Here is an 18,055-nt window from a genome sequence, read left to right on the forward strand (position 1 = left end):
GCCGAGGTTCGTCGTGCAACCATCGGCCTTGGCGTGAGGAGCAAAGATGAGAATTGCCGTTGCCGCGGTGTTGATCGGGATGGCCGCCATGGGTGTGGCTGCTCCGGCGAACGCGAACCCCAACTCGGATGATCCAAATTGTGCCGCGGAGCCGTTTCTGGCCGAGTGTGCAGACAGCGGATTCGGGGCACCCACCGGTCCGTCGGACTCGGCGTGCATTTCCTCGCCGATCGATCCGGTGTGCGCAGGAGGTCCGTACGCCCCGCCGGCGCCGGCCATGCCGCCGCCAGTGGGTAGCGACTTGCCGGGAAGCATGATGCCCGACGGGATGCCCTATGGCAGCGGTCCGCCGCCTGGCATGCCTGGGAGCATCCCGGGGATGCCGGGGAGTATGCCCGGGATGCCCGGCAGCATCTAACCCGGCGCGCGCATCACCAACAGCGTCTGGGCGGACGTGCCGATAAACCCTTGGCGGTCAAAGATTTCCGCCGTCGTTGCGCCGATACCGTCCGGGCCGATCGAACCGCGGGCCCGCAACGCGAAATCCGACCCGACGGGCAGGCGGTGCACATGCACCGAGGTGTCGGTGTTCATGAAGATGAACTTCTGCGGATCCAGCGCCGCACCAATGCCATTGGCCGAATCCACCACGAGTGCGAGCCGCTGCAGAGCCGTGGTCTCCTCGCCGTCGACCACCGGCGTCAACGGACTCATCCACGCCACGGCGGCCTCACCTTCGGCCGTACGCTGCCGTCGCCATGTCACGGTGTCCAGGTAACCCGCGGCACCGGCCCAGCTGTGCGCCACCTCGGAGGCTTCGCCCTCCACCAACGGTGGGAAGCGGTCGGTGGCCACGTCACTCGTGTCGCTGGGCGACAGCAGCCACGAAGTCACCCGCGCTACCGCGCGCCAGGTTCCGTCGGGGCGGGCCGCCTCCATCTCCGAGGCGACCATCGAGATTCGTGACCCAGGGCGGTCCACCCATGCCCGAACCCGAACCGGCGCAACCGGAATCGCACCGAGGATGTCCAGGGTCAACCGGCCGACCCGCAGGCCCGATCCTGCGGTCAACTCCTCGATGGCCTTGGTCAGCAGCGCCAGTGGCGGTGAACCGTGCTGGATGGCCGGATCCCAGTTGCTCCGGGTGTCGGCGGTGGACTCGAACAGTTGGTACTCACCATCGGCCCCGAGCCGATGGTAGTGACAGCCGATCATGCAGCTCCCGATTCTGGCCAGCCCGGGTACGGCGGCGGGGTGCCGCCGAAGGCCGGGCACAGGCTCTGGTGTGCGCACCACGAGCACAAGCGCGACGGGTTGGGCCGGAAGTCTCCGGTGGCCCCGGCCACCTGGATGGCCTGCCAGATCGCCATCAGCGTGCGCTCGAACCGCAGCAACTCGTCATGGTTGGGGGAGTAGTCGAGCACCTGACCGTCGGCGAGGTACAGCAACCGCAGCCGCGACGGCATCACGCCGCGCGAGCGCAGCAACGCCACGGCGTAGAACTTCATCTGGAACATGGCCTTGAACTCGGCCTGGGCGAACGCCTGCGACGGCGCTTTGCCGGTCTTGTAGTCGACGACCCGCAACTCGCCCGACGGAGCGACATCGATTCGGTCGACAAATCCGCGCAACAGGGTGCCGTCGGCCAACTCGACCTCTAGGCGGTGCTCGCAGCACTGCGGGTCGAACCGGGTCGGATCCTCCAGCCGGTAATACCCGGACAGCAGCGCCCTCGCCTCGGCCAGCAACGTGGCCGGATACTCGGTGTCGGCCAACTCGGGTTCGGCGGCGACCACCTGCTCCCAGGCCGGCTCCACCAGCGTCAGCGCGGTGTCGTGGATACGTTCGGCCGCAGGCAACCCGTAGAGCTGTTCCAGCGCCGCATGCACCAGGGACCCCCGTAGCTGCGCGGTGGACCGTGGCTCGGGTAACCGGTCGATGGCCCGGAATCGGTACAGCAGCGGGCATTGTTTGAAATCACCAGCCCGCGACGGCGACAACGCCGGGCGGCGCTGGATCAGGGCCGGCTCCTCACTCACATCAGTCAGCCTAGGACCGGGCACCGACAAAAATGAGCAACCCCCACGCACCCGGCCGGTGTGGCTACTGGCAGGCTGGACGTCCGTGGCAGCGAAGAGACCGACCGGACCGTTTGCCGTTGGCGACCGGGTGCAACTCACCGACGCCAAGGGCCGGCGCTACACGATGGTGCTCAACCCCGGCGGCGAGTTCCACACCCATCGCGGCATCATCGCCTTCGACAACGTGATCGGCCTGCCGGAAGGCAGCGTGGTCAAATCCACCAACGGCGATCAGTTCTTGGTGCTGCGCCCGCTTCTGGTCGACTATGTGATGTCGATGCCACGCGGTGCGCAGGTGATCTATCCGAAGGACGCCGCGCAGATCGTGCACGAGGGGGACATCTTCCCGGGCGCCCGGGTGCTGGAGGCCGGTGCCGGGTCCGGCGCACTGACGTGCTCACTGCTGCGTGCGGTGGGCCCTGAGGGGCGCGTCACCTCCTACGAGATCCGTGACGATCACGCCCCGACCGCCGAGCGCAACGTCATCACGTTCTTCGGCGAGCGCCCGGAGAACTGGGACCTCGTGGTCGCCGACCTCGCCGACTACGACGGGCCGGAGATGGACCGCGTGGTGCTCGACATGCTGGCGCCCTGGGAAGTGCTGCCGGCCGTCTCCAAGGCCCTGGTGCCCGGCGGCGTGCTGATCGTCTACGTCGCCACGGTCACGCAGCTGTCGCGGGTCGTGGAGGCGCTGCGCGAGCAGCAGTGCTGGACCGAGCCGCGGTCCTGGGAGAGCATGCAGCGCGGCTGGCATGTGGTGGGTCTGGCGGTTCGCCCGGAACACAACATGCGCGGCCATACCGCGTTCCTCGTCAGTGCACGCAGGTTGGCGCCGGGCGCGGTGGCGCCGGTTCCGCTGCGCAAGAAGCGTCAGCTCGCCGTCGAGGCAGTGGAGTCCGCGTCGTCGGATTCGGGCGCCTGACGGTCGAGCCATCGGCGTCGCATTCTGCACCAGGGTCGCGCCTCGGCGGAAATCACCGCCCTCAGGTCGAAAACGGCACGCGTGGTGCTGCGGCCTAGTCGTCGCTGTGGTGCAGGCCCCGCCGGGTCGACAGCAGTTCGAGTTCGGGACGGAACGCCACCATGCGTTCGGCAGCGTCGAGTACCTCGACCACATGGGCGCGGTCGGCGGCCACGAGAGCCATGCCGATGCTGGCCCGGCGATGCAGATCCTGCTGGCCGGTCTCCGCGGCCGAGACCGCGAGCTTGCGCTGCAGTTCGGCGATCACCGGCCGGATGACCGAGCGCTTCTGCTTGAGCGAATGCACATCTCCGAGCAGAAGGTCGAACTCCAGCCAGCCGATCCACATACCGGCTCAGCGGGGCGGGGTGGACGCAGGAGACTTGCCACCCGAACCCATCACGAGCAACAGGTCGGCGGTATGCCTGGTCAGTTGCCAGCCATCGCCGTGCGGGGTGAACTCCATCGGGAAAGTGAACTGGCGCGCGTCATCGGAGGCCGCGGTGACCCTGACGGTGGCCACCACGTTCTTCGGCTCCGTAGGGGACCACGCCAGATCCGTCGCCTCGAACGCCAGCGGGGAGAAGCCGTTGTCGGCCAAGGCATGGCTGAACTTGTCCAGCGCGGCGGCGTCATCGGCGGTGCCCTGTTCCACCAGACCCACCTTGTCGGGCCCGGCCACGTTGACGTCGGCCAGCTGATACAGCACGCCGGTCAACGCATCGGCGGCCGGTAACGGTGCCGCGGGCGGCTCGGCCGGAGCCGTCGCCGGCATCGCGGTGGTCGTCGGGTGCGACCGCTGCGCAGGGTGATCGTTCGTACTACACCCGCAGAGCCCAAGTGCCGCCACAATCGTGGCGGCACTCAGGACTGCGATACGGCTGCGGTTCAATTACCTACTCAGCCGACGGAAGACAGCAGGTTCAAGGCGGATCCCTTGGAGATCTGCCAGCCGGTCGGGCTCGGGCCCGCGACGAACTGAATGTTCTGGGTCGCGGTGCCGCCGAGGGCCGAGGTCGCCGTGACGTCCGCGAAGGCCACGCCACCCTGATCTTCGATGTTGGCGACGTTGAAGGTCAGCGGGAACTTTCCTTCGGCGGCGGCCTTGTTGTAGGCGCGGTCCGCGGCGATGCTCTCGATCCGGCCGATGCCGCCCTGGATGTAAGGCGCCTTGCCGCTGAACGAGCCGGGGCCTGCGAGCGCCTGAAGAGTCTGCACCAACGGTGACTCCAGTTCCGGTGCCGGCGCGGCCGGCAGAGGCGCGTCGAACACCACGGGCTGGATAACCGGGGTCGTCGACATACCGCTGGATGCAATTGATGTCACACCCGCCGCTGCTCCGCCCACCACGGCGGCGGCTGCAGCTGCGGTGATAAAGCCGGTAACGAGGGTTTTCGGGGTCACGACTGTCCTTTCGATCGGACCAACTGAACTAAGAGGCTAACAGTGCTGCTGGTGTGTCTAATTCCTAGAGCGCACACAATGGCTGAATCGCCGGTAGCGTTGAAGTTGTTACTGCACCAACTTACGGTGCGGGAGGGAGCGCAATATGAGTGAGTCAGAGCGTTCGGATATGTCCGGTGAGGATGCCGCCGAGCTGGAAGCGCTGCGTCGTGAGGCCGCGGCTCTGCGTGAGCAATTGGAGAACGCGGTAGGACCCCAGAGCGGACTGCGCAGCGCCCGCGACGTCCACCAGTTGGAGGCACGCATCGACTCGCTTGCCTCCCGCAACGCCAAGCTCATGGACACCCTCAAGGAGGCGCGCCAACAGCTGCTCGCCCTGCGTGAGGAAGTGGACCGGCTGGGCCAGCCACCCAGCGGCTACGGCGTGCTGCTCGGCACCCACGAAGACGACACCGTCGACGTGTTCACCTCGGGGCGCAAGATGCGACTCACCTGCTCGCCGAACATCGAGACCGCCTCACTCAAACAGGGCCAGACAGTCCGGCTCAACGAGGCGCTCACCGTGGTCGAGGCCGGCAATTTCGAGGCCGTCGGTGAGATCAGCTCCCTGCGCGAAATCCTGGCCGACGGTCATCGGGCTCTGGTGGTCGGGCACGCCGACGAAGAACGCATCGTCTGGCTGGCCGAGCCCCTGATCGCGGCCGCGGACCTACCCGACGGCTACGAGGGCGCGCTCGACGACAACCGGCCGCGCAAGCTGCGTCCGGGCGATTCACTGCTGGTCGACACCAAGGCCGGGTACGCCTTCGAACGTATCCCCAAGGCCGAGGTCGAGGATCTCGTGCTCGAAGAGGTGCCCGATGTCAGCTACAACGACATCGGCGGCCTGGGCCGGCAGATCGAGCAGATCCGCGACGCCGTGGAGCTGCCGTTCCTGCACAAGGAGCTCTACCGCGAGTATTCGCTGCGCCCGCCCAAGGGTGTCCTGCTCTACGGCCCGCCCGGTTGTGGCAAGACGCTGATCGCCAAGGCGGTGGCAAATTCGCTGGCCAAGAAGATGGCCGAGGTGCGCGGCGACGACGCCCGCGAGGCGAAGAGCTACTTCCTCAACATCAAGGGCCCCGAGCTGCTGAACAAGTTCGTCGGTGAGACCGAACGGCACATCCGGCTGATCTTCCAGCGGGCCCGCGAGAAGGCCTCTGAGGGCACCCCGGTGATCGTGTTCTTCGACGAGATGGACTCTATCTTCCGCACCCGCGGCACCGGCGTCAGCTCCGACGTCGAAACCACCGTCGTCCCACAGCTTCTCAGTGAGATCGACGGTGTGGAGGGGCTGGAGAACGTCATCGTCATCGGTGCCTCCAACCGTGAGGACATGATCGACCCGGCGATCCTGCGGCCCGGCCGACTCGACGTCAAGATCAAGATCGAGCGGCCCGATGCCGAATCGGCACAGGACATCTTCTCGAAGTACCTGACCGAGGCTCTGCCGGTGCACGCCGACGATCTCGCCGAGTTCGGCGGTGACCGCGCGCTGACGATCAAGACGATGATCGAGAAGGTCGTGGACCGGATGTACGCCGAGATCGACGACAACCGGTTCCTGGAGGTCACCTATGCCAACGGTGACAAAGAAGTCATGTACTTCAAGGACTTCAACTCCGGGGCCATGATCCAGAACGTCGTGGACCGGGCGAAGAAGAACGCGATCAAGAGCGTGCTGGAGACCGGTCAGCCCGGTCTGCGCATCCAGCACCTCCTGGATTCGATCGTCGACGAGTTCGCCGAGAACGAGGACCTGCCCAACACCACCAATCCCGATGACTGGGCGCGGATCTCGGGCAAGAAGGGCGAGCGGATCGTCTACATCCGCACGCTGGTCACAGGCAAGAGTTCGTCGGCCAGCCGGGCGATCGACACCGAGTCCAACCTGGGGCAGTACCTGTAGTCCTTACCGGTGGTCAGGGACGGTGAACCCGCCGCGGTTGCCCACGGCCACACCGTCTTTGACCACCAACAGGATGTTGTCCGGTACGCCGATGCTGTCGATGTCGGCCAGCGGGTTTCCGCGCACGACCACGAGGTCGGCCACTTTGCCCGCTTCGACGGTGCCCAGCGTCTCGCTGACCCCGCACAACTCGGCACCGGTGCGGGTACCTGCCACGATGGCCTGCATCGGGGTGAGCCCGCCGAACTTCACCAGCAGCCCCAACTCCTTGAGGTTGGTCCCGTGATCGGGGGACAGACCGGCATCGGTGCCGACCGCGATCTTGACTCCGGCCGCTGCGGAGGCTCGAATCGAATCATGGGCCAGCGCATGCCATTTCGCGCTCTTGGCGGCGCCCTGTGGTGACGCGGTGACGGGTGCCATGGTCTCGAGCAGCGTCGGCACCAGGAACGTACCCTGGGCCGCCATCTGGCGGCGCAGGTCGTCGTCCAGTTCGTAGCCATGTTCGACGCTGTGTACGCCGGCCTCGACCGCTGCCTTGATACCGGCCTGGCCGATCGCATGGGCCGCCACCGGACGGCCACCGTAATTGCGGCCTTCCTCGACCACTGCGGCGATCATCTCGCTGCGCATTCCCAGCCACGACGGATCGTCGTTGGGGGAGGAGACCCCGCCGCTGGATGCCACCTTGATCACGTCGGCACCCTGGCGGATCAGCTCCCGGGTGCGCCGTCGCGCCTGCTCGACCGAGTCCACCAGGGAACCGCCGATGAGTGGGGTGACATCGATGCCGGACGGTAGATGGAAATCGGCGTGACCGCAGGTCTGGCTGAGCATGTTGATGGCCACCAACAGCCGCGGCCCCGCCACGAGCCCGTCGGCCACCGCCTCGCGGACTCCGGCGTCGATACCCATCAGGTCCCGTGCGGTGGTGACGCCGTTGAGCAGCGTCACGCGCAGTCGTTCGATGAGCTCGAAGTAGGAATATGACGGCGGTTTGAGCACCCGCTGCAGCGGGCTGCCTTTCGCGCCGGGCAGGCCGAAATGGACATGGCAGTCGAAGAAACCCGGACAGACGGTGTTCCCGCCGAGATCGACCTCGGCTGTCCCGGCGGCGTGCTCGGCAGGCAGCTCGTCCTCGGGACCGACCCAGCTGATCTTGCCGTCCGCGACGAGGACGGCCGCGCCGGTCACCGGATCGGCACCGGTGCCGTCGATCAACGTGGCGTTGCGCATCAGGAAGTTCGTCATCGCGACTACTGCACCAAGCAAACACCGGAACGGCAAGCACCCCGGCCGATGACCGGCGTGTCCGCGTTACGGCATGGCGATTTCGGCGGCTGCGGCAACCAGTTCATCGAGTACGGCAGCCACCGCGGGCCGCGTCCGTGCACCCGCCCGGGTGATCGCCTCCACCTGCCGGGCCAGCGTGATGTCGGTGATCGGCACCCGCACCAGGTCGCGGGCCAACCGAACGTAACGGGGCATCAGGGCGATGCCGGTGCCCGCATGCACGAGCTCTTCGACGACACGGAAATCGTTGATCCGCTGGCTGATCCGTGGCTGTACGCCGGACAGGATGGCGATCGAGTTCAGCACGTCGTCGACCATCAACCCGCCTTCGACGCCGATCCAGTGCTCGTCGGCCAACTCTGCGAGGCGGACCTGGCCGTGGGCGGCGAGGTGGTGGTGGGGAGGCAGGAGGACATCCAGTGGCTCGCGCAGCAACGGGGTTGCCTCGAACCGAGGGCCCCACGTGGACAGAGCGCGCTCATCGCGGTGCACGACCACCACGTCGAAGTCGGCGAGTTGAGCCGGCGCCCGAGATGCCGGGACGTCGACATCGCGTCCGCGCACGTGCACGCCGCGTTCCGCTGCGCGGATGATCAACGGCGCCAACAACATTGCTGCTCCGGAAGGGAAAAAGGACACGCTGACCGTGCCGTGCGGTGTGCTGCGGTAGGCGTCCATCTCAGCTCGGGCGCGGTCCAGCGCGGCCAGCACGGCGTCGGCGTGGCCGACCAGCATCTGCCCGGCATCGGTCAGGCGCACGCGCCTGCCGTCCGGTTCGATCAGCGTCACGCCCGCTTCGCGTTGCAGGATCTTCAGCTGTTGGGAGACAGCCGAGGGCGTCATCGACAGTGCCCGGGCCACGGCGGCGACCGTGCCGTGATCTGCGAGTTCGCGCAACATGCGCAGACGGCCGGCATCCATGAAGAAATACTACATATATTGCTTAAAAAGATTAGCTTGACTGAATGATTGGGCCGCCGCGACGCTGGCCACATGAACCGGCGCTCCCTCGATCTCTCCCTGCTCGTCGTTGCGGCACTGTGGGGGTCGAGCTATCTGGCCACCAAGGAAATCGCCGGGCCGGCATCGGTTTTCCCGATCTTGGCGATGCGGTTCACCCTGGCGGCATCCGCGGTGGCGGCTGTTGTGGCGCGCCGGCTTCCGGGGCTGACCCGTGCGGAGATGGGCGCCGGTGCCGTCGGTGGGACGCTCCTGGCCGGCATCTGTGCCGCCGAGACCTACGGGGTCACGATGACATCGGCCTCCAATGCCGGACTGATCATGGCGCTGACCATCGTTGTCACCCCGGTGCTACAGCGCACACCGGTGAGTCGCTGGTTCTACCTCGCGGCGACGCTTGCGGTGGGCGGTTGCGCGCTGTTGACCGGGTCCGGCGGCCTCACCGCTGGACGGCTGGGTGACCTCGTCATCGTGAGTGCTGCCCTACTGCGGGCGGTACACGTCACCACCCTGGCGCGGCTGTCGGACAATTCCGGAAACGACTCGGCCCGAACGACGTTGGTTCAGCTGGTGACTGTCGCGGTCGTGTCGATGATGTTGTGCGCGGGGTCCGGGCAGTCCGTGTGGGTGACGGCGGCAGAACTCGACATGGCCCAATGGGCACTCGTCGGCTATCTGGCCTTGGGCTGCACGGTGTTCGCGTTCCTGGTCCAGTTGCGGGCGCTGAATGTCGCCAGTCCGGCCCGGGTGAGTCTGCTGATGGGCACCGAGCCGCTGTGGGCGGCAATGCTGGGAGTCGCCATCGGGGGAGACCCGGTCACCGGCATGGGAATCGCCGGGGCCGCCTTGGTGATCGCCGGCACCGGTTGGGGGCGGCAGGTGCTGACGCGCGGGCACGACGGATCACGTGGTGTTGCCCGATCGGGCATGTGGCGACGTGTGGTCGTCTCGGGCCGGCCGTGAATCGGCCCGGCCTTTTCGCCATCCATTGCCGAGGCATTCAGCCGGCAAAAAGTGTGATTTCTATTGGAATTCCGCCGGTCCGGAATGGGTGTGAAATCTCGCACCCTTGTCGTGTTTTCCCGTCGGCGCACCGATGTGGGGTCGTGTCGCGAGTGGCTCGCTCGGCACTGCCGCTGCGGGCAAATGTCACGATCAGATAACGGTGACAAATCTTATGGGAGCTCTAATAATTACGTCATTACCGCAGGTCAACGCCGGTCTTCAGCAAGTTGCCACCCCGCCACACGCGCCCGTGGCGCTTGATCCGGGCAATGGGGTGTGCTTACGTCGATGGCGCCGATGGCTTGAAACTGACGATGCTCGCTGAGAAGTTCGGTGGTGACTTTCAACTCGATATGCATGCTTTACAAAGCGTCCCGGGACGCCATTCCCGGGAAGAATCGCTGCGTCCTCCACGGGCCACCGATGCGATGGGTATCCGCGATATCGTGGAATCCACCGGGGTGCTCGATCTGAATTCGACTTACGCCTATCTCCTGCTGGCGACAGATTTTGCTGCCACGTCAATCGTCGCTGAATGCGATGGTGACCTGCGCGGATTCATCACGGGTTACCACCCGCCCCCGCGGCCGGACATCCTGTTCGTCTGGCAGGTCGCGGTGGCACCGTCCGCCCAGGGCGGCGGGCTGGCCAGCACGATGCTCGACGCGCTCGTGCACCGGGTGCGGGAGCAGCAGAACGGCAGCCCGGTGACCGTGGAGGCCACTGTTGCCCCCGGCAATGCCGCCTCCCGCGCGTTCTTCGGCGCCTTCGCACGCCGCCATGGTGTTCCGATCGTCGAGGATCCCCATTTCGGGCGCGAGCTCCTCGATGCCAATGGGACCCACGAGGATGAGCCCATCTTGCGGATGGGTCCGATCACCACACCTCTGTCTCGCTGAAATCGATTCACCGATAACCAGTTTCATTTTGATTGGAAGGATTTTCCCTTGCTGCTCGCTTCGACAGCGCCGTTGACCGAGTCTGACCTCCCTGACGTGTTCAGCTCCGTGGAGTCCGAGGTCCGCAGTTATTGCCGCAGTTGGCCCACCGTCATGAACAGCGCCTCCGGTACCTGGATGACCGACACCGAGGGCCGCTCCTACATCGACTTCTTCGCCGGTGCAGGAGCATTGAACTACGGCCACAACAACGCCGCGCTCAAACAGCCGCTGTTGGATTACCTTGCCTCCGACGGGATCGTGCACTCGCTGGACATGGCGACCGCGGCCAAGCAGCGCTTCCTGGAGACCTTCGAGCGGCTCATCCTGCGGCCGCGCGGCCTCGACTACAAGGTTCAGTTCCCCGGACCGACCGGCGCCAACACGGTGGAATCGGCACTCAAACTGGCTCGGAAGGTGACCGGCCGCGAGTCGGTTATCAGTTTCACCAACGCATTCCACGGCATGACGCTCGGTGCGTTGTCGGTCACCGGTAACTCGATGAAGCGCGCCGGAGCCGGCATCCCGCTCGTGCACGCCACGCCGATGCCGTACGACAACTACTTCGGCGGCGTCACCGAGGACTTCCAGTGGTTCGAGCGCGTGCTCGACGATTCGGGCAGCGGGCTGAACCGCCCGGCCGCGGTGATCGTCGAAACCGTCCAGGGCGAAGGCGGTCTCAACGTCGCCCGGATCGAATGGCTGCGCGCGCTGGCCGAGCTGTGCCGTAAGCGGGACATCCTGCTGATCGTCGACGACGTGCAGATGGGCTGTGGCCGTACCGGACCGTTCTTCAGCTTCGAGGCCGCAGGAATCGTTCCCGACATCGTCACGCTGTCGAAGTCGGTCAGTGGCTACGGCCTGCCGATGGCGCTCACGCTGTTCCGCCGTGACCTCGACGTGTGGACGCCAGGGGAGCACAACGGCACGTTCCGTGGCCACAACCCCGCTTTCATCACCGCCACCGCGGCGCTGGAAACATATTGGAAAACCGACAAATTCAGTTTGGACACGGTGGCCAAGGGTGAGCTCATCCGGGGCCGGCTGGACGAGATCAGCGCCGCCCACGACGGGGTCAATGCCCGGGGCCGGGGAATGGCCCAGGGGCTGCGGTTCGACGACGCGGAACGGGCGGGCGAGGTGTGCCGGGCCGCCTTCGACCGCGGTGCGCTCATGGAGACCAGTGGCCCGTCCGACGAAGTGGTCAAACTGCTTCCGCCGCTGACGGCGTCGTCCGCAGAACTGTCCGAGGGGCTGGACATCCTCGCCGAGTCCGTCGCCGTCACGCTGGCCTGAGGGAGGCTGAAACATGATTGTTCGCACCACTGCTGAAATCACCGGGACCGACCGCGACGTCGCCGACGGCACCTGGCGGTCCAAGCGCATCATCCTGGCCGGCGACGGCGTGGGCTTCTCGTTCCACGAGACCACCATCGAGGCCGGTTCGGTCAACGAATTCCACTACCAGCACCATGTCGAAGCAGTGTGGGTGATCGAGGGCACCGGCACCCTGACCGATCTCGAAACCGGGCAGCAGTACCCGCTTTCCGACGGAACCATGTACCTGCTCAACAACCACGATCACCACCGGGTCACCTGCGACGAGCAACTACGCATGCTGTGCGTGTTCAACCCCCCGGTGAGCGGACGGGAAGTGCACGACGAGAACGGCGTTTACCCGGCGCCGCAATCGGTCGCATGAGTAGGCGAGACCCCTACCCAACCCGCCTCGACCACGCCATCGAGCCGATACCCCGGCAGGAACCGTCGGTGTGGGGGACCGAGTCCGACGGCCCGCTGAGTCAGACTCACCTGGACGGCTTCTCCGACTACGGCTATCTGGTGGCGCCGGACACGGTGTCCGGTGATTGGCTGCCGCTGCTGCGACACGAATTGGACCGCATCGCAGCCGATCTGGACGACGACGATCCGCGGGTGATCCGCGAGCCGGGTGGGACGATCCGCTCGATCTTCGAACCGCACCTGCTCAGCGACCTGGTGGCCCAAGTCGTCCGGCTCGACACGGTGCTGCCGGTCGCCCGGCAGTTGCTCGGCGGCGATGTCTACATCCATCAGGCCCGGATCAATTTGATGCCCGGCTTCACCGGGACGGGGTTCTACTGGCATTCGGACTTCGAGACCTGGCACGCCGAGGACGGCATGCCGGCGATCCGTGCGGTGTCGTGTTCGATCGCGCTGACCCACAACTATCCCTACAACGGGTCGCTCATGGTGATCCCCGGATCGCACCAGACGTTCTATCCCTGCGTCGGTGCCACACCCGTGGACAACCACGACACATCCCTGGTGTCGCAGAACATCGGCGTCCCGGATCAGACGACCCTGACCAAGGCCGTCGATCAGCACGACATCCACCAGTTCACCGGTCCGCCCGGCACCGCGTTGTGGTTCGACGCGAACCTGCTGCACGGATCGGGGTCCAACATCACGCCGCTGCCGCGGTCGAATGTGTTCCTGGTGTTCAACTCGGTGGACAACGCGCTGACCGAGCCGTTCGCCGCACCGCGGCCGCGACCTGAATACCTGGCGGCTCGGGGTGTGCAGGCCGTCACCTAGGCTGGCCTCATGCAACGGATCATCGGAACTGAGGTCGAATACGGTATCTCGTCGCCGTCCGATCCGACCGCCAATCCGATCCTGACCTCGACTCAGGCGGTGCTGGCGTACGCGGCGGCCGCCGGAATCCAGCGCGGCAAGCGCACCCGGTGGGATTACGAGGTCGAATCCCCGCTGCGCGACGCCCGCGGGTTCGACCTGTCCAGGGCCTCCGGGCCGGCGCCGATCGTCGACGCCGACGAGGTCGGTGCGGCCAACATGATCCTCACCAACGGTGCCCGGCTGTATGTGGACCACGCCCACCCGGAGTACTCGGCACCCGAGTGCACCGACCCCATGGACGCGGTGATCTGGGACAAGGCCGGCGAACGCGTGATGGAAGCCGCCGCCCGCCACGTGGCCAGCGTTCCCGGGGCCGCCAAGCTGCAGCTCTACAAGAACAACGTGGACGGCAAGGGCGCCTCCTACGGGTCGCACGAGAACTACCTGATGAGCCGTCAGACCCCGTTCTCGGCGGTGATCGCGGGCTTCACCCCGTTCCTGGTGTCCCGCCAGGTCGTGACCGGCTCCGGCCGCGTCGGTGTCGGCCCCTCCGGGGACGACCCCGGCTTCCAGCTGTCGCAGCGCGCTGATTACATCGAGGTCGAGGTCGGTCTGGAGACCACGCTCAAGCGGGGCATCATCAACACCCGCGACGAGCCGCATGCCGACGCCGACAAATACCGGCGGTTGCACGTCATCATCGGCGACGCCAACCTGGCCGAGACCTCGACCTACCTCAAGCTCGGCACCAGCTCACTGGTGCTCGACCTGATCGAAGAGGGCCCGAAGTTCGGGCTGGACCTGTCGGATCTGACACTGGCTCGGCCGGTCCACGCCGTCCACGTCATCAGCCGCGACCCGTCGTTGCGGGCCACCGTGGCGCTGGCCGACGGCCGTGAGATGACGGCGTTGGCGCTGCAACGCGTCTACCTGGACCGGGTGGCCAAACTGGTCGACGCCCGTGATCCGGATCCGCGCGCCTCGCACGTCGTCGAGACCTGGGCCCATGTCTTGGACCTGCTCGAACGCGATCCCATGGAATGCGCCGACATCCTCGACTGGCCGGCCAAACTGCGGTTGCTGGAGGGGTTCCGCCAGCGCGAGAACCTCAGTTGGCAGGCGCCGCGACTGCACCTGGTCGACCTGCAGTATTCCGATGTGCGGCTGGACAAGGGCCTGTACAACCGGTTGGTGGCGCGCGGTTCGATGAAGCGTCTGGTCACCGAACAACAGGTGCTCGACGCCGTCGACAACCCGCCCACTGACACCCGGGCCTACTTCCGCGGTGAATGCCTGCGCCGGTTCGGTTCGGACATCGCCGCGGCCAGCTGGGACTCGGTGATCTTCGATCTCGGCGGAGATTCGCTCGTGCGGATTCCGACCCTCGAACCGCTACGTGGAAGCAAGGCGCATGTCGGTGCGCTGCTGGACTCCGTGGACAGCGCCGTCGAACTCGTCGAGCAACTCACGAACTGACGATCTCGACCGGTGAGCTATCCCCGGCAATCCGGGTGGCGACCGGTACTGTGGAAGAACCGGTTGGGCGGTTAGCCCGGCCGATGACAATTGCAGGAGGCAGCGATGGCTCAAGAGCAGACCAAGCGTGGCGGTGGCGGCGGCGAGGATGACGACCTGCCGGGTGCATCCGCTGCCGGGCAGGAGCGTCGCGAGAAGCTGGCCGAAGATACCGACGATCTGCTCGACGAGATCGACGACGTGCTGGAAGAGAACGCAGAGGACTTCGTGCGCGCGTACGTCCAAAAGGGCGGCCAGTGACCTGGCGCGAAAACTTGTCCTTGCCCTTCTCCCAACCCCCCGAACTGTCGTCGTTCTCTGACCTGCTGCGTCGGCAGGCTCCCGAACTGTTGCCGGTCAACCGATTCGCCGATGCCGTGGCCAACCCGACCAACGCGGTTCCGCACGGGACCACGATCGTCGCGATCAAGTACCCCGGCGGGGTGCTGATCGCCGGTGACCGCCGCTCCACGCAGGGCAACATGATCGCCGGCCGCGACGTGCAGAAGGTGTACATCACCGACGATTACACCGCCACCGGTATCGCGGGCACCGCGGCCATCGCGGTCGAGTTCGCCCGGCTCTACGCCGTGGAGTTGGAGCACTACGAGAAGGTCGAAGGCGTTGCGCTGACGTTCCGCGGCAAGGTCAACCGACTGGCCATCATGGTGCGCGGCAATCTCGGTGCAGCACTGCAGGGTTTCGTAGCCCTACCCCTGCTGGTGGGATACGACGTGGACGCGCCGGACGCCGAGAACGCCGGCCGGATCGTCTCGTTCGACGCCGCGGGCGGCTGGAACATCGAGGAAGAGGGCTACCAGTCGGTGGGCTCCGGGTCGATCTTCGCCAAGTCGTCGATCAAGAAGTTGTATCCCCAAGTGGCGGACGCGGATTCGGCTCTGAAGGTGGCGATCGAGGCGCTCTACGATGCCGCTGACGACGACTCCGCCACCGGTGGGCCCGATCTGGTGCGCGGTATCTATCCGACCGCGGTAACCATCGGGGCCGAGGGGGCAGAGGAGATCACCGAGGAACGCATCGCCGAGCTGGCTCGCGAGGTCATCGCGCGCCGGACCCGGTTGGGCGGTGAGGGGTAAATGAGCTTCCCGTACTTCATCTCGCCCGAACAGGCGATGCGTGAGCGCTCCGAATTGGCGCGTAAGGGCATCTCCCGGGGGCGCAGCGTGATCGCCCTGGTCTACGACAACGGTGTGCTGTTCGTCGCCGAGAACCCGTCGCGTTCGCTGCAGAAGATCAGCGAGCTCTACGACCGGGTCGGCTTCGCCGCCGTCGGCCGGTTCAACGAGTTCGACAACCTGCGCCGCGGCGGCATCCAGTTCGCCGACACCCGCGGGTATGCCTACGACCGCCGCGACGTGACGGGCCGCCAGCTGGCCAATGTCTACGCGCAGACGCTCGGCACGATCTTCACCGAACAGGCCAAGCCTTACGAGGTCGAGCTGTGTGTGGCCGAGGTGGCGCACTACGGCGAGACCAAGGCACCCGAGCTGTACCGGATCACCTATGACGGATCGATCGCCGACGAGCCGCACTTCGTGGTGATGGGCGGTACCACCGAGCCGATCGCCGCCGCGTTGACCGAGTCCTTCACCGAGAACGCCGATCTGGGCGCCGCGGTCAAGATCGCGGTACAGGCACTCAGCGCGAGCAGCAACGGCTCTGAGCCACGGGTACTGGGGCCGGCCACCCTCGAGGTGGCGGTACTCGACGCCACGCGACCACGCCGCTGTTTCCGCCGGATCACCGGGGCGGCACTGGAAGCCCTTCTGCCCGAGGTTGATTCGAAAGCATCGGACCCAGCCGAGTAGTCAGTCGCCGCCCTCGAACAACTCACTGGGCTGGGCACTGGTCGGCTGGCTGATGCGGGCCCCCGGGTTGGCGCTGTTGCTGCAACTGCTCGCCGACGCCGTCGGCGCGGGTCCGCGCACGATCGCCCGGTGATGATCCTGAATCAACCTCGTCCTTCAGCCCAACGGGAACCGTAACTTGGCGACTGCCGTTTCATTCCAGACATCTGCGGTGATCTCGTCGGGTCGCACGGCGAATGCCTTACCGCCCTGGTCGAGCACCGTCACCGCGATGTGGGACAGCACGTCGTACCCCGAGTCGTCGTAGTGCAGGGCTCCGGTAGCAACCTCGATCCGACCCAGCACGTCGACGGTGAAGTTGTACACCAGGGTGTCCACCGCGCCGGCAGTCGTGGCCCGGGCGATATCCCCCAGATCTGTGGCCACCAGCCCCCGGCTCAGGTCGTTGCCCAACTCCTCGACCCACGTGCTGGCCCGCTCCGCGTTCAGGACAGGTAGCGACTCGCGGATGGCGCCGTCGATCTGATCGGGTCGCAGCAGATCGGCAGCCCCGGGCACCGACACGATCTGGCGCTTGTGGTCGAGTCCGCGGTACATGTCGAGCAGTGGATCGGTCGCGAACAGATACAGCGGCCGCGTCGACGCGGGATCGAGCTGACCCAGTTCGTTGTCCACCGCCTCGGCGACCCGCTTGGCGTACTGCTCCAGCAGCACCTTCTTGCCTTCATCGCCGACCAGCCGCCGCACATGGCCCCGGTCGCGCACCGTGGCGCGATTGGTCGCTTCGGCCACGTCGGTCGCATATTCACCGGTGAGTTCGAGCTCCTCGGCACGCTTACTTGGGGTGGCCTGCCACAGATTCCAGCCGTCGGCGGACAACGTCAGCGCATATGCCTCCTGCGGCGTGGTGACGGCTCGCACCAGCTGACCGATGTCGAAGTAGCTGCCGACCTGAAGCTGGCTCTCCAAGGCGTTCGGCAACACGTAGACCTCGTGGAAATCATCGGCGATGAAGATGGCCACCGAACGCGACAGACTCAGCCACAGGTCCGATTCGGCGATCTTCTTCCAACGCAACCGCAGCTGTTCCTCCACCGCATGCCGCGCCCCGGAATCGCGGATGGCGCGCAGGGCCCGGTCCACCGCACTCTTGGCGGTCAGCAGGCTCTTGTCGCGCTCGTCGGGCCCGGGCGCGGTTTCGGCGTACACCGTGATGGCGTGCTCGTGTGGCTCGCCGAGGCGGATGAGGTCGGCGACGTCAGGCAGTTCGTATCGGGTCATCGACACTCCTTTGTGCGGACTCGAGTCCACCTTATGCCCGTGATGACCGCTGACCAGGGATAAAAGGCGCAGATGCTTCTGATGGCGGCGGTATGTCGGTTTCGGTGACTGGCAGCGCTGACAAGCCTGCAACGCAGCGTCACCGGTTGGCTGCCGCCACGCTCGGCGCGTAACCGCGCGCTTGCCCACCTTTACCGTCAGCCACCCCGTAAGCTCGATGG

21 protein-coding genes are annotated in these 18,055 nt (G+C 66.2%); 12 read left to right on the top strand and 9 right to left on the bottom strand.

What is annotated here, in order from left to right; genetic code table 11:
- The first annotated feature begins 46 nt into the window (after positions 1-46).
- Entirely contained in the window at positions 47-418 is a 372-nt protein-coding gene (locus tag A5740_RS28105; RefSeq protein ID WP_083654412.1) for a hypothetical protein, read from the top strand.
- Here A5740_RS28105 and A5740_RS25190 read toward each other — a convergent pair.
- Positions 415-1,215, bottom strand: a complete 801-nt coding sequence (locus tag A5740_RS25190; protein WP_076198644.1) for a thioesterase family protein — start codon at positions 1,213-1,215, stop codon at positions 415-417. The genes A5740_RS28105 and A5740_RS25190 overlap by 4 nt on opposite strands.
- Complete coding sequence (locus A5740_RS25195; protein ID WP_076198646.1) at positions 1,212-2,039, bottom strand: RecB family exonuclease; 828 nt, start codon at positions 2,037-2,039, stop codon at positions 1,212-1,214. Before A5740_RS25195 ends, A5740_RS25190 begins: the two co-directional genes overlap by 4 nt.
- Positions 2,040-2,124: 85 nt before the next feature.
- On the opposite strand from A5740_RS25195, the gene A5740_RS25200 reads away from it, so the two are divergent.
- The gene (locus tag A5740_RS25200) at positions 2,125-3,003 is read left to right on the top strand and encodes a tRNA (adenine-N1)-methyltransferase (RefSeq protein ID WP_076198859.1); all 879 of its coding nucleotides are present in this window, start codon (positions 2,125-2,127) and stop codon (positions 3,001-3,003) included.
- A gap of 94 nt (positions 3,004-3,097) precedes the next feature.
- Here the strand turns inward: A5740_RS25200 and A5740_RS25205 are convergent, their stop codons facing one another.
- The 3 genes from A5740_RS25205 to A5740_RS25215 form a co-directional block, all read right to left on the bottom strand.
- Positions 3,098-3,391: a DUF503 domain-containing protein gene (locus A5740_RS25205; RefSeq protein WP_076198648.1), complete on the bottom strand. Its 294-nt coding sequence runs from the start codon at positions 3,389-3,391 to the stop codon at positions 3,098-3,100.
- Between the two features lie 6 nt (positions 3,392-3,397).
- The gene (locus tag A5740_RS25210) at positions 3,398-3,817 is read right to left on the bottom strand and encodes a hypothetical protein (protein ID WP_254849335.1); all 420 of its coding nucleotides are present in this window, start codon (positions 3,815-3,817) and stop codon (positions 3,398-3,400) included.
- A 125-nt stretch (positions 3,818-3,942) separates the two neighbouring features.
- Positions 3,943-4,446: a hypothetical protein gene (locus A5740_RS25215; protein ID WP_076198650.1), complete on the bottom strand. Its 504-nt coding sequence runs from the start codon at positions 4,444-4,446 to the stop codon at positions 3,943-3,945.
- Positions 4,447-4,591: 145 nt separating this feature from the next.
- Here A5740_RS25215 and arc point away from each other — a divergent pair, with 145 nt between their 5' ends.
- Positions 4,592-6,394 carry a proteasome ATPase gene (arc, locus tag A5740_RS25220; RefSeq protein WP_076198651.1) on the top strand — a complete coding sequence of 601 codons (1,803 nt, stop codon included), beginning with the start codon at positions 4,592-4,594 and terminating at the stop codon, positions 6,392-6,394.
- Between the two features lie 3 nt (positions 6,395-6,397).
- Here arc and A5740_RS25225 read toward each other — a convergent pair whose 3' ends face one another.
- Together A5740_RS25225 and A5740_RS25230 are read right to left on the bottom strand one after the other, a co-directional pair.
- Positions 6,398-7,645, bottom strand: a complete 1,248-nt coding sequence (locus A5740_RS25225; protein WP_076198652.1) for an amidohydrolase family protein — start codon at positions 7,643-7,645, stop codon at positions 6,398-6,400.
- Positions 7,646-7,711: 66 nt separating this feature from the next.
- Positions 7,712-8,608: a LysR family transcriptional regulator gene (locus A5740_RS25230; RefSeq protein WP_076198653.1), complete on the bottom strand. Its 897-nt coding sequence runs from the start codon at positions 8,606-8,608 to the stop codon at positions 7,712-7,714.
- Between the two features lie 72 nt (positions 8,609-8,680).
- Here A5740_RS25230 and A5740_RS25235 point away from each other — a divergent pair, with 72 nt between their 5' ends.
- The 9 genes from A5740_RS25235 (at position 8,681) to prcA (ending at position 16,553) form a co-directional block, all read left to right on the top strand.
- Positions 8,681-9,610: a DMT family transporter gene (locus A5740_RS25235; protein WP_076198654.1), complete on the top strand. Its 930-nt coding sequence runs from the start codon at positions 8,681-8,683 to the stop codon at positions 9,608-9,610.
- A 395-nt stretch (positions 9,611-10,005) separates the two neighbouring features.
- A complete protein-coding gene (gene ectA, locus A5740_RS25240) occupies positions 10,006-10,551 on the top strand; it encodes a diaminobutyrate acetyltransferase (RefSeq protein WP_076198861.1) in 546 nt (181 codons plus the stop codon).
- Between the two features lie 48 nt (positions 10,552-10,599).
- Positions 10,600-11,886 (top strand): diaminobutyrate--2-oxoglutarate transaminase, encoded by a 1,287-nt coding sequence (gene ectB, locus A5740_RS25245; RefSeq protein WP_076198655.1) that lies wholly within the window; start codon positions 10,600-10,602, stop codon positions 11,884-11,886.
- Between the two features lie 13 nt (positions 11,887-11,899).
- Complete coding sequence (locus tag A5740_RS25250; protein ID WP_076198656.1) at positions 11,900-12,292, top strand: ectoine synthase; 393 nt, start codon at positions 11,900-11,902, stop codon at positions 12,290-12,292.
- Positions 12,289-13,167, top strand: a complete 879-nt coding sequence (gene thpD / locus A5740_RS25255) for an ectoine hydroxylase (protein ID WP_076198657.1) — start codon at positions 12,289-12,291, stop codon at positions 13,165-13,167. Before A5740_RS25250 ends, thpD begins: the two co-directional genes overlap by 4 nt.
- A 9-nt stretch (positions 13,168-13,176) precedes the next feature.
- Complete coding sequence (gene dop / locus A5740_RS25260) at positions 13,177-14,685, top strand: depupylase/deamidase Dop (protein WP_076198658.1); 1,509 nt, start codon at positions 13,177-13,179, stop codon at positions 14,683-14,685.
- A 105-nt stretch (positions 14,686-14,790) separates the two neighbouring features.
- On the top strand, positions 14,791-14,985 hold the full coding sequence (locus A5740_RS25265; protein WP_055114885.1) for a ubiquitin-like protein Pup: 195 nt from the start codon (positions 14,791-14,793) through the stop codon (positions 14,983-14,985).
- Positions 14,982-15,821: a proteasome subunit beta gene (gene prcB / locus A5740_RS25270; RefSeq protein ID WP_076198660.1), complete on the top strand. Its 840-nt coding sequence runs from the start codon at positions 14,982-14,984 to the stop codon at positions 15,819-15,821. Before A5740_RS25265 ends, prcB begins: the two co-directional genes overlap by 4 nt.
- On the top strand, positions 15,822-16,553 hold the full coding sequence (gene prcA / locus A5740_RS25275; RefSeq protein ID WP_076198662.1) for a proteasome subunit alpha: 732 nt from the start codon (positions 15,822-15,824) through the stop codon (positions 16,551-16,553). It abuts the gene before it with no gap.
- On the opposite strand, the gene A5740_RS28860 is transcribed toward prcA, so the two are convergent.
- A complete protein-coding gene (locus tag A5740_RS28860) occupies positions 16,554-16,700 on the bottom strand; it encodes a hypothetical protein (protein WP_175616356.1) in 147 nt (48 codons plus the stop codon). It abuts the gene before it with no gap.
- Between the two features lie 9 nt (positions 16,701-16,709).
- The gene (locus A5740_RS25280; RefSeq protein WP_076198664.1) at positions 16,710-17,834 is read right to left on the bottom strand and encodes a hypothetical protein; all 1,125 of its coding nucleotides are present in this window, start codon (positions 17,832-17,834) and stop codon (positions 16,710-16,712) included.
- Positions 17,835-18,055 lie beyond the last annotated feature (221 nt).

Origin of the sequence: Mycobacterium sp. GA-1841 (assembly GCF_001954135.1) — a bacterium.
Lineage (GTDB): Bacteria > Actinomycetota > Actinomycetes > Mycobacteriales > Mycobacteriaceae > Mycobacterium.

Excerpts from the sequence above, each read along its gene's own strand:
- A5740_RS25230 (WP_076198653.1), bottom strand. The coding sequence starts at position 8,608 with ATGGATGCCGGCCGTCTGCGCATGTTGCGCGAACTCGCAGATCACGGC.
- A5740_RS25190 (WP_076198644.1), bottom strand. The coding sequence starts at position 1,215 with ATGATCGGCTGTCACTACCATCGGCTCGGGGCCGATGGTGAGTACCAA.
- thpD (WP_076198657.1), top strand. The coding sequence starts at position 12,289 with ATGAGTAGGCGAGACCCCTACCCAACCCGCCTCGACCACGCCATCGAG.
- A5740_RS25205 (WP_076198648.1), bottom strand. The coding sequence starts at position 3,391 with ATGTGGATCGGCTGGCTGGAGTTCGACCTTCTGCTCGGAGATGTGCAT.
- A5740_RS25235 (WP_076198654.1), top strand. The coding sequence starts at position 8,681 with ATGAACCGGCGCTCCCTCGATCTCTCCCTGCTCGTCGTTGCGGCACTG.
- A5740_RS25210 (WP_254849335.1), bottom strand. The coding sequence starts at position 3,817 with ATGCCGGCGACGGCTCCGGCCGAGCCGCCCGCGGCACCGTTACCGGCC.
- A5740_RS25280 (WP_076198664.1), bottom strand. The coding sequence starts at position 17,834 with ATGACCCGATACGAACTGCCTGACGTCGCCGACCTCATCCGCCTCGGC.
- prcA (WP_076198662.1), top strand. The coding sequence starts at position 15,822 with ATGAGCTTCCCGTACTTCATCTCGCCCGAACAGGCGATGCGTGAGCGC.
- A5740_RS25225 (WP_076198652.1), bottom strand. The coding sequence starts at position 7,645 with ATGACGAACTTCCTGATGCGCAACGCCACGTTGATCGACGGCACCGGT.
- A5740_RS25265 (WP_055114885.1), top strand. The coding sequence starts at position 14,791 with ATGGCTCAAGAGCAGACCAAGCGTGGCGGTGGCGGCGGCGAGGATGAC.
- A5740_RS25250 (WP_076198656.1), top strand. The coding sequence starts at position 11,900 with ATGATTGTTCGCACCACTGCTGAAATCACCGGGACCGACCGCGACGTC.
- A5740_RS28105 (WP_083654412.1), top strand. The coding sequence starts at position 47 with ATGAGAATTGCCGTTGCCGCGGTGTTGATCGGGATGGCCGCCATGGGT.
- dop (WP_076198658.1), top strand. The coding sequence starts at position 13,177 with ATGCAACGGATCATCGGAACTGAGGTCGAATACGGTATCTCGTCGCCG.
- arc (WP_076198651.1), top strand. The coding sequence starts at position 4,592 with ATGAGTGAGTCAGAGCGTTCGGATATGTCCGGTGAGGATGCCGCCGAG.
- ectA (WP_076198861.1), top strand. The coding sequence starts at position 10,006 with ATGCATGCTTTACAAAGCGTCCCGGGACGCCATTCCCGGGAAGAATCG.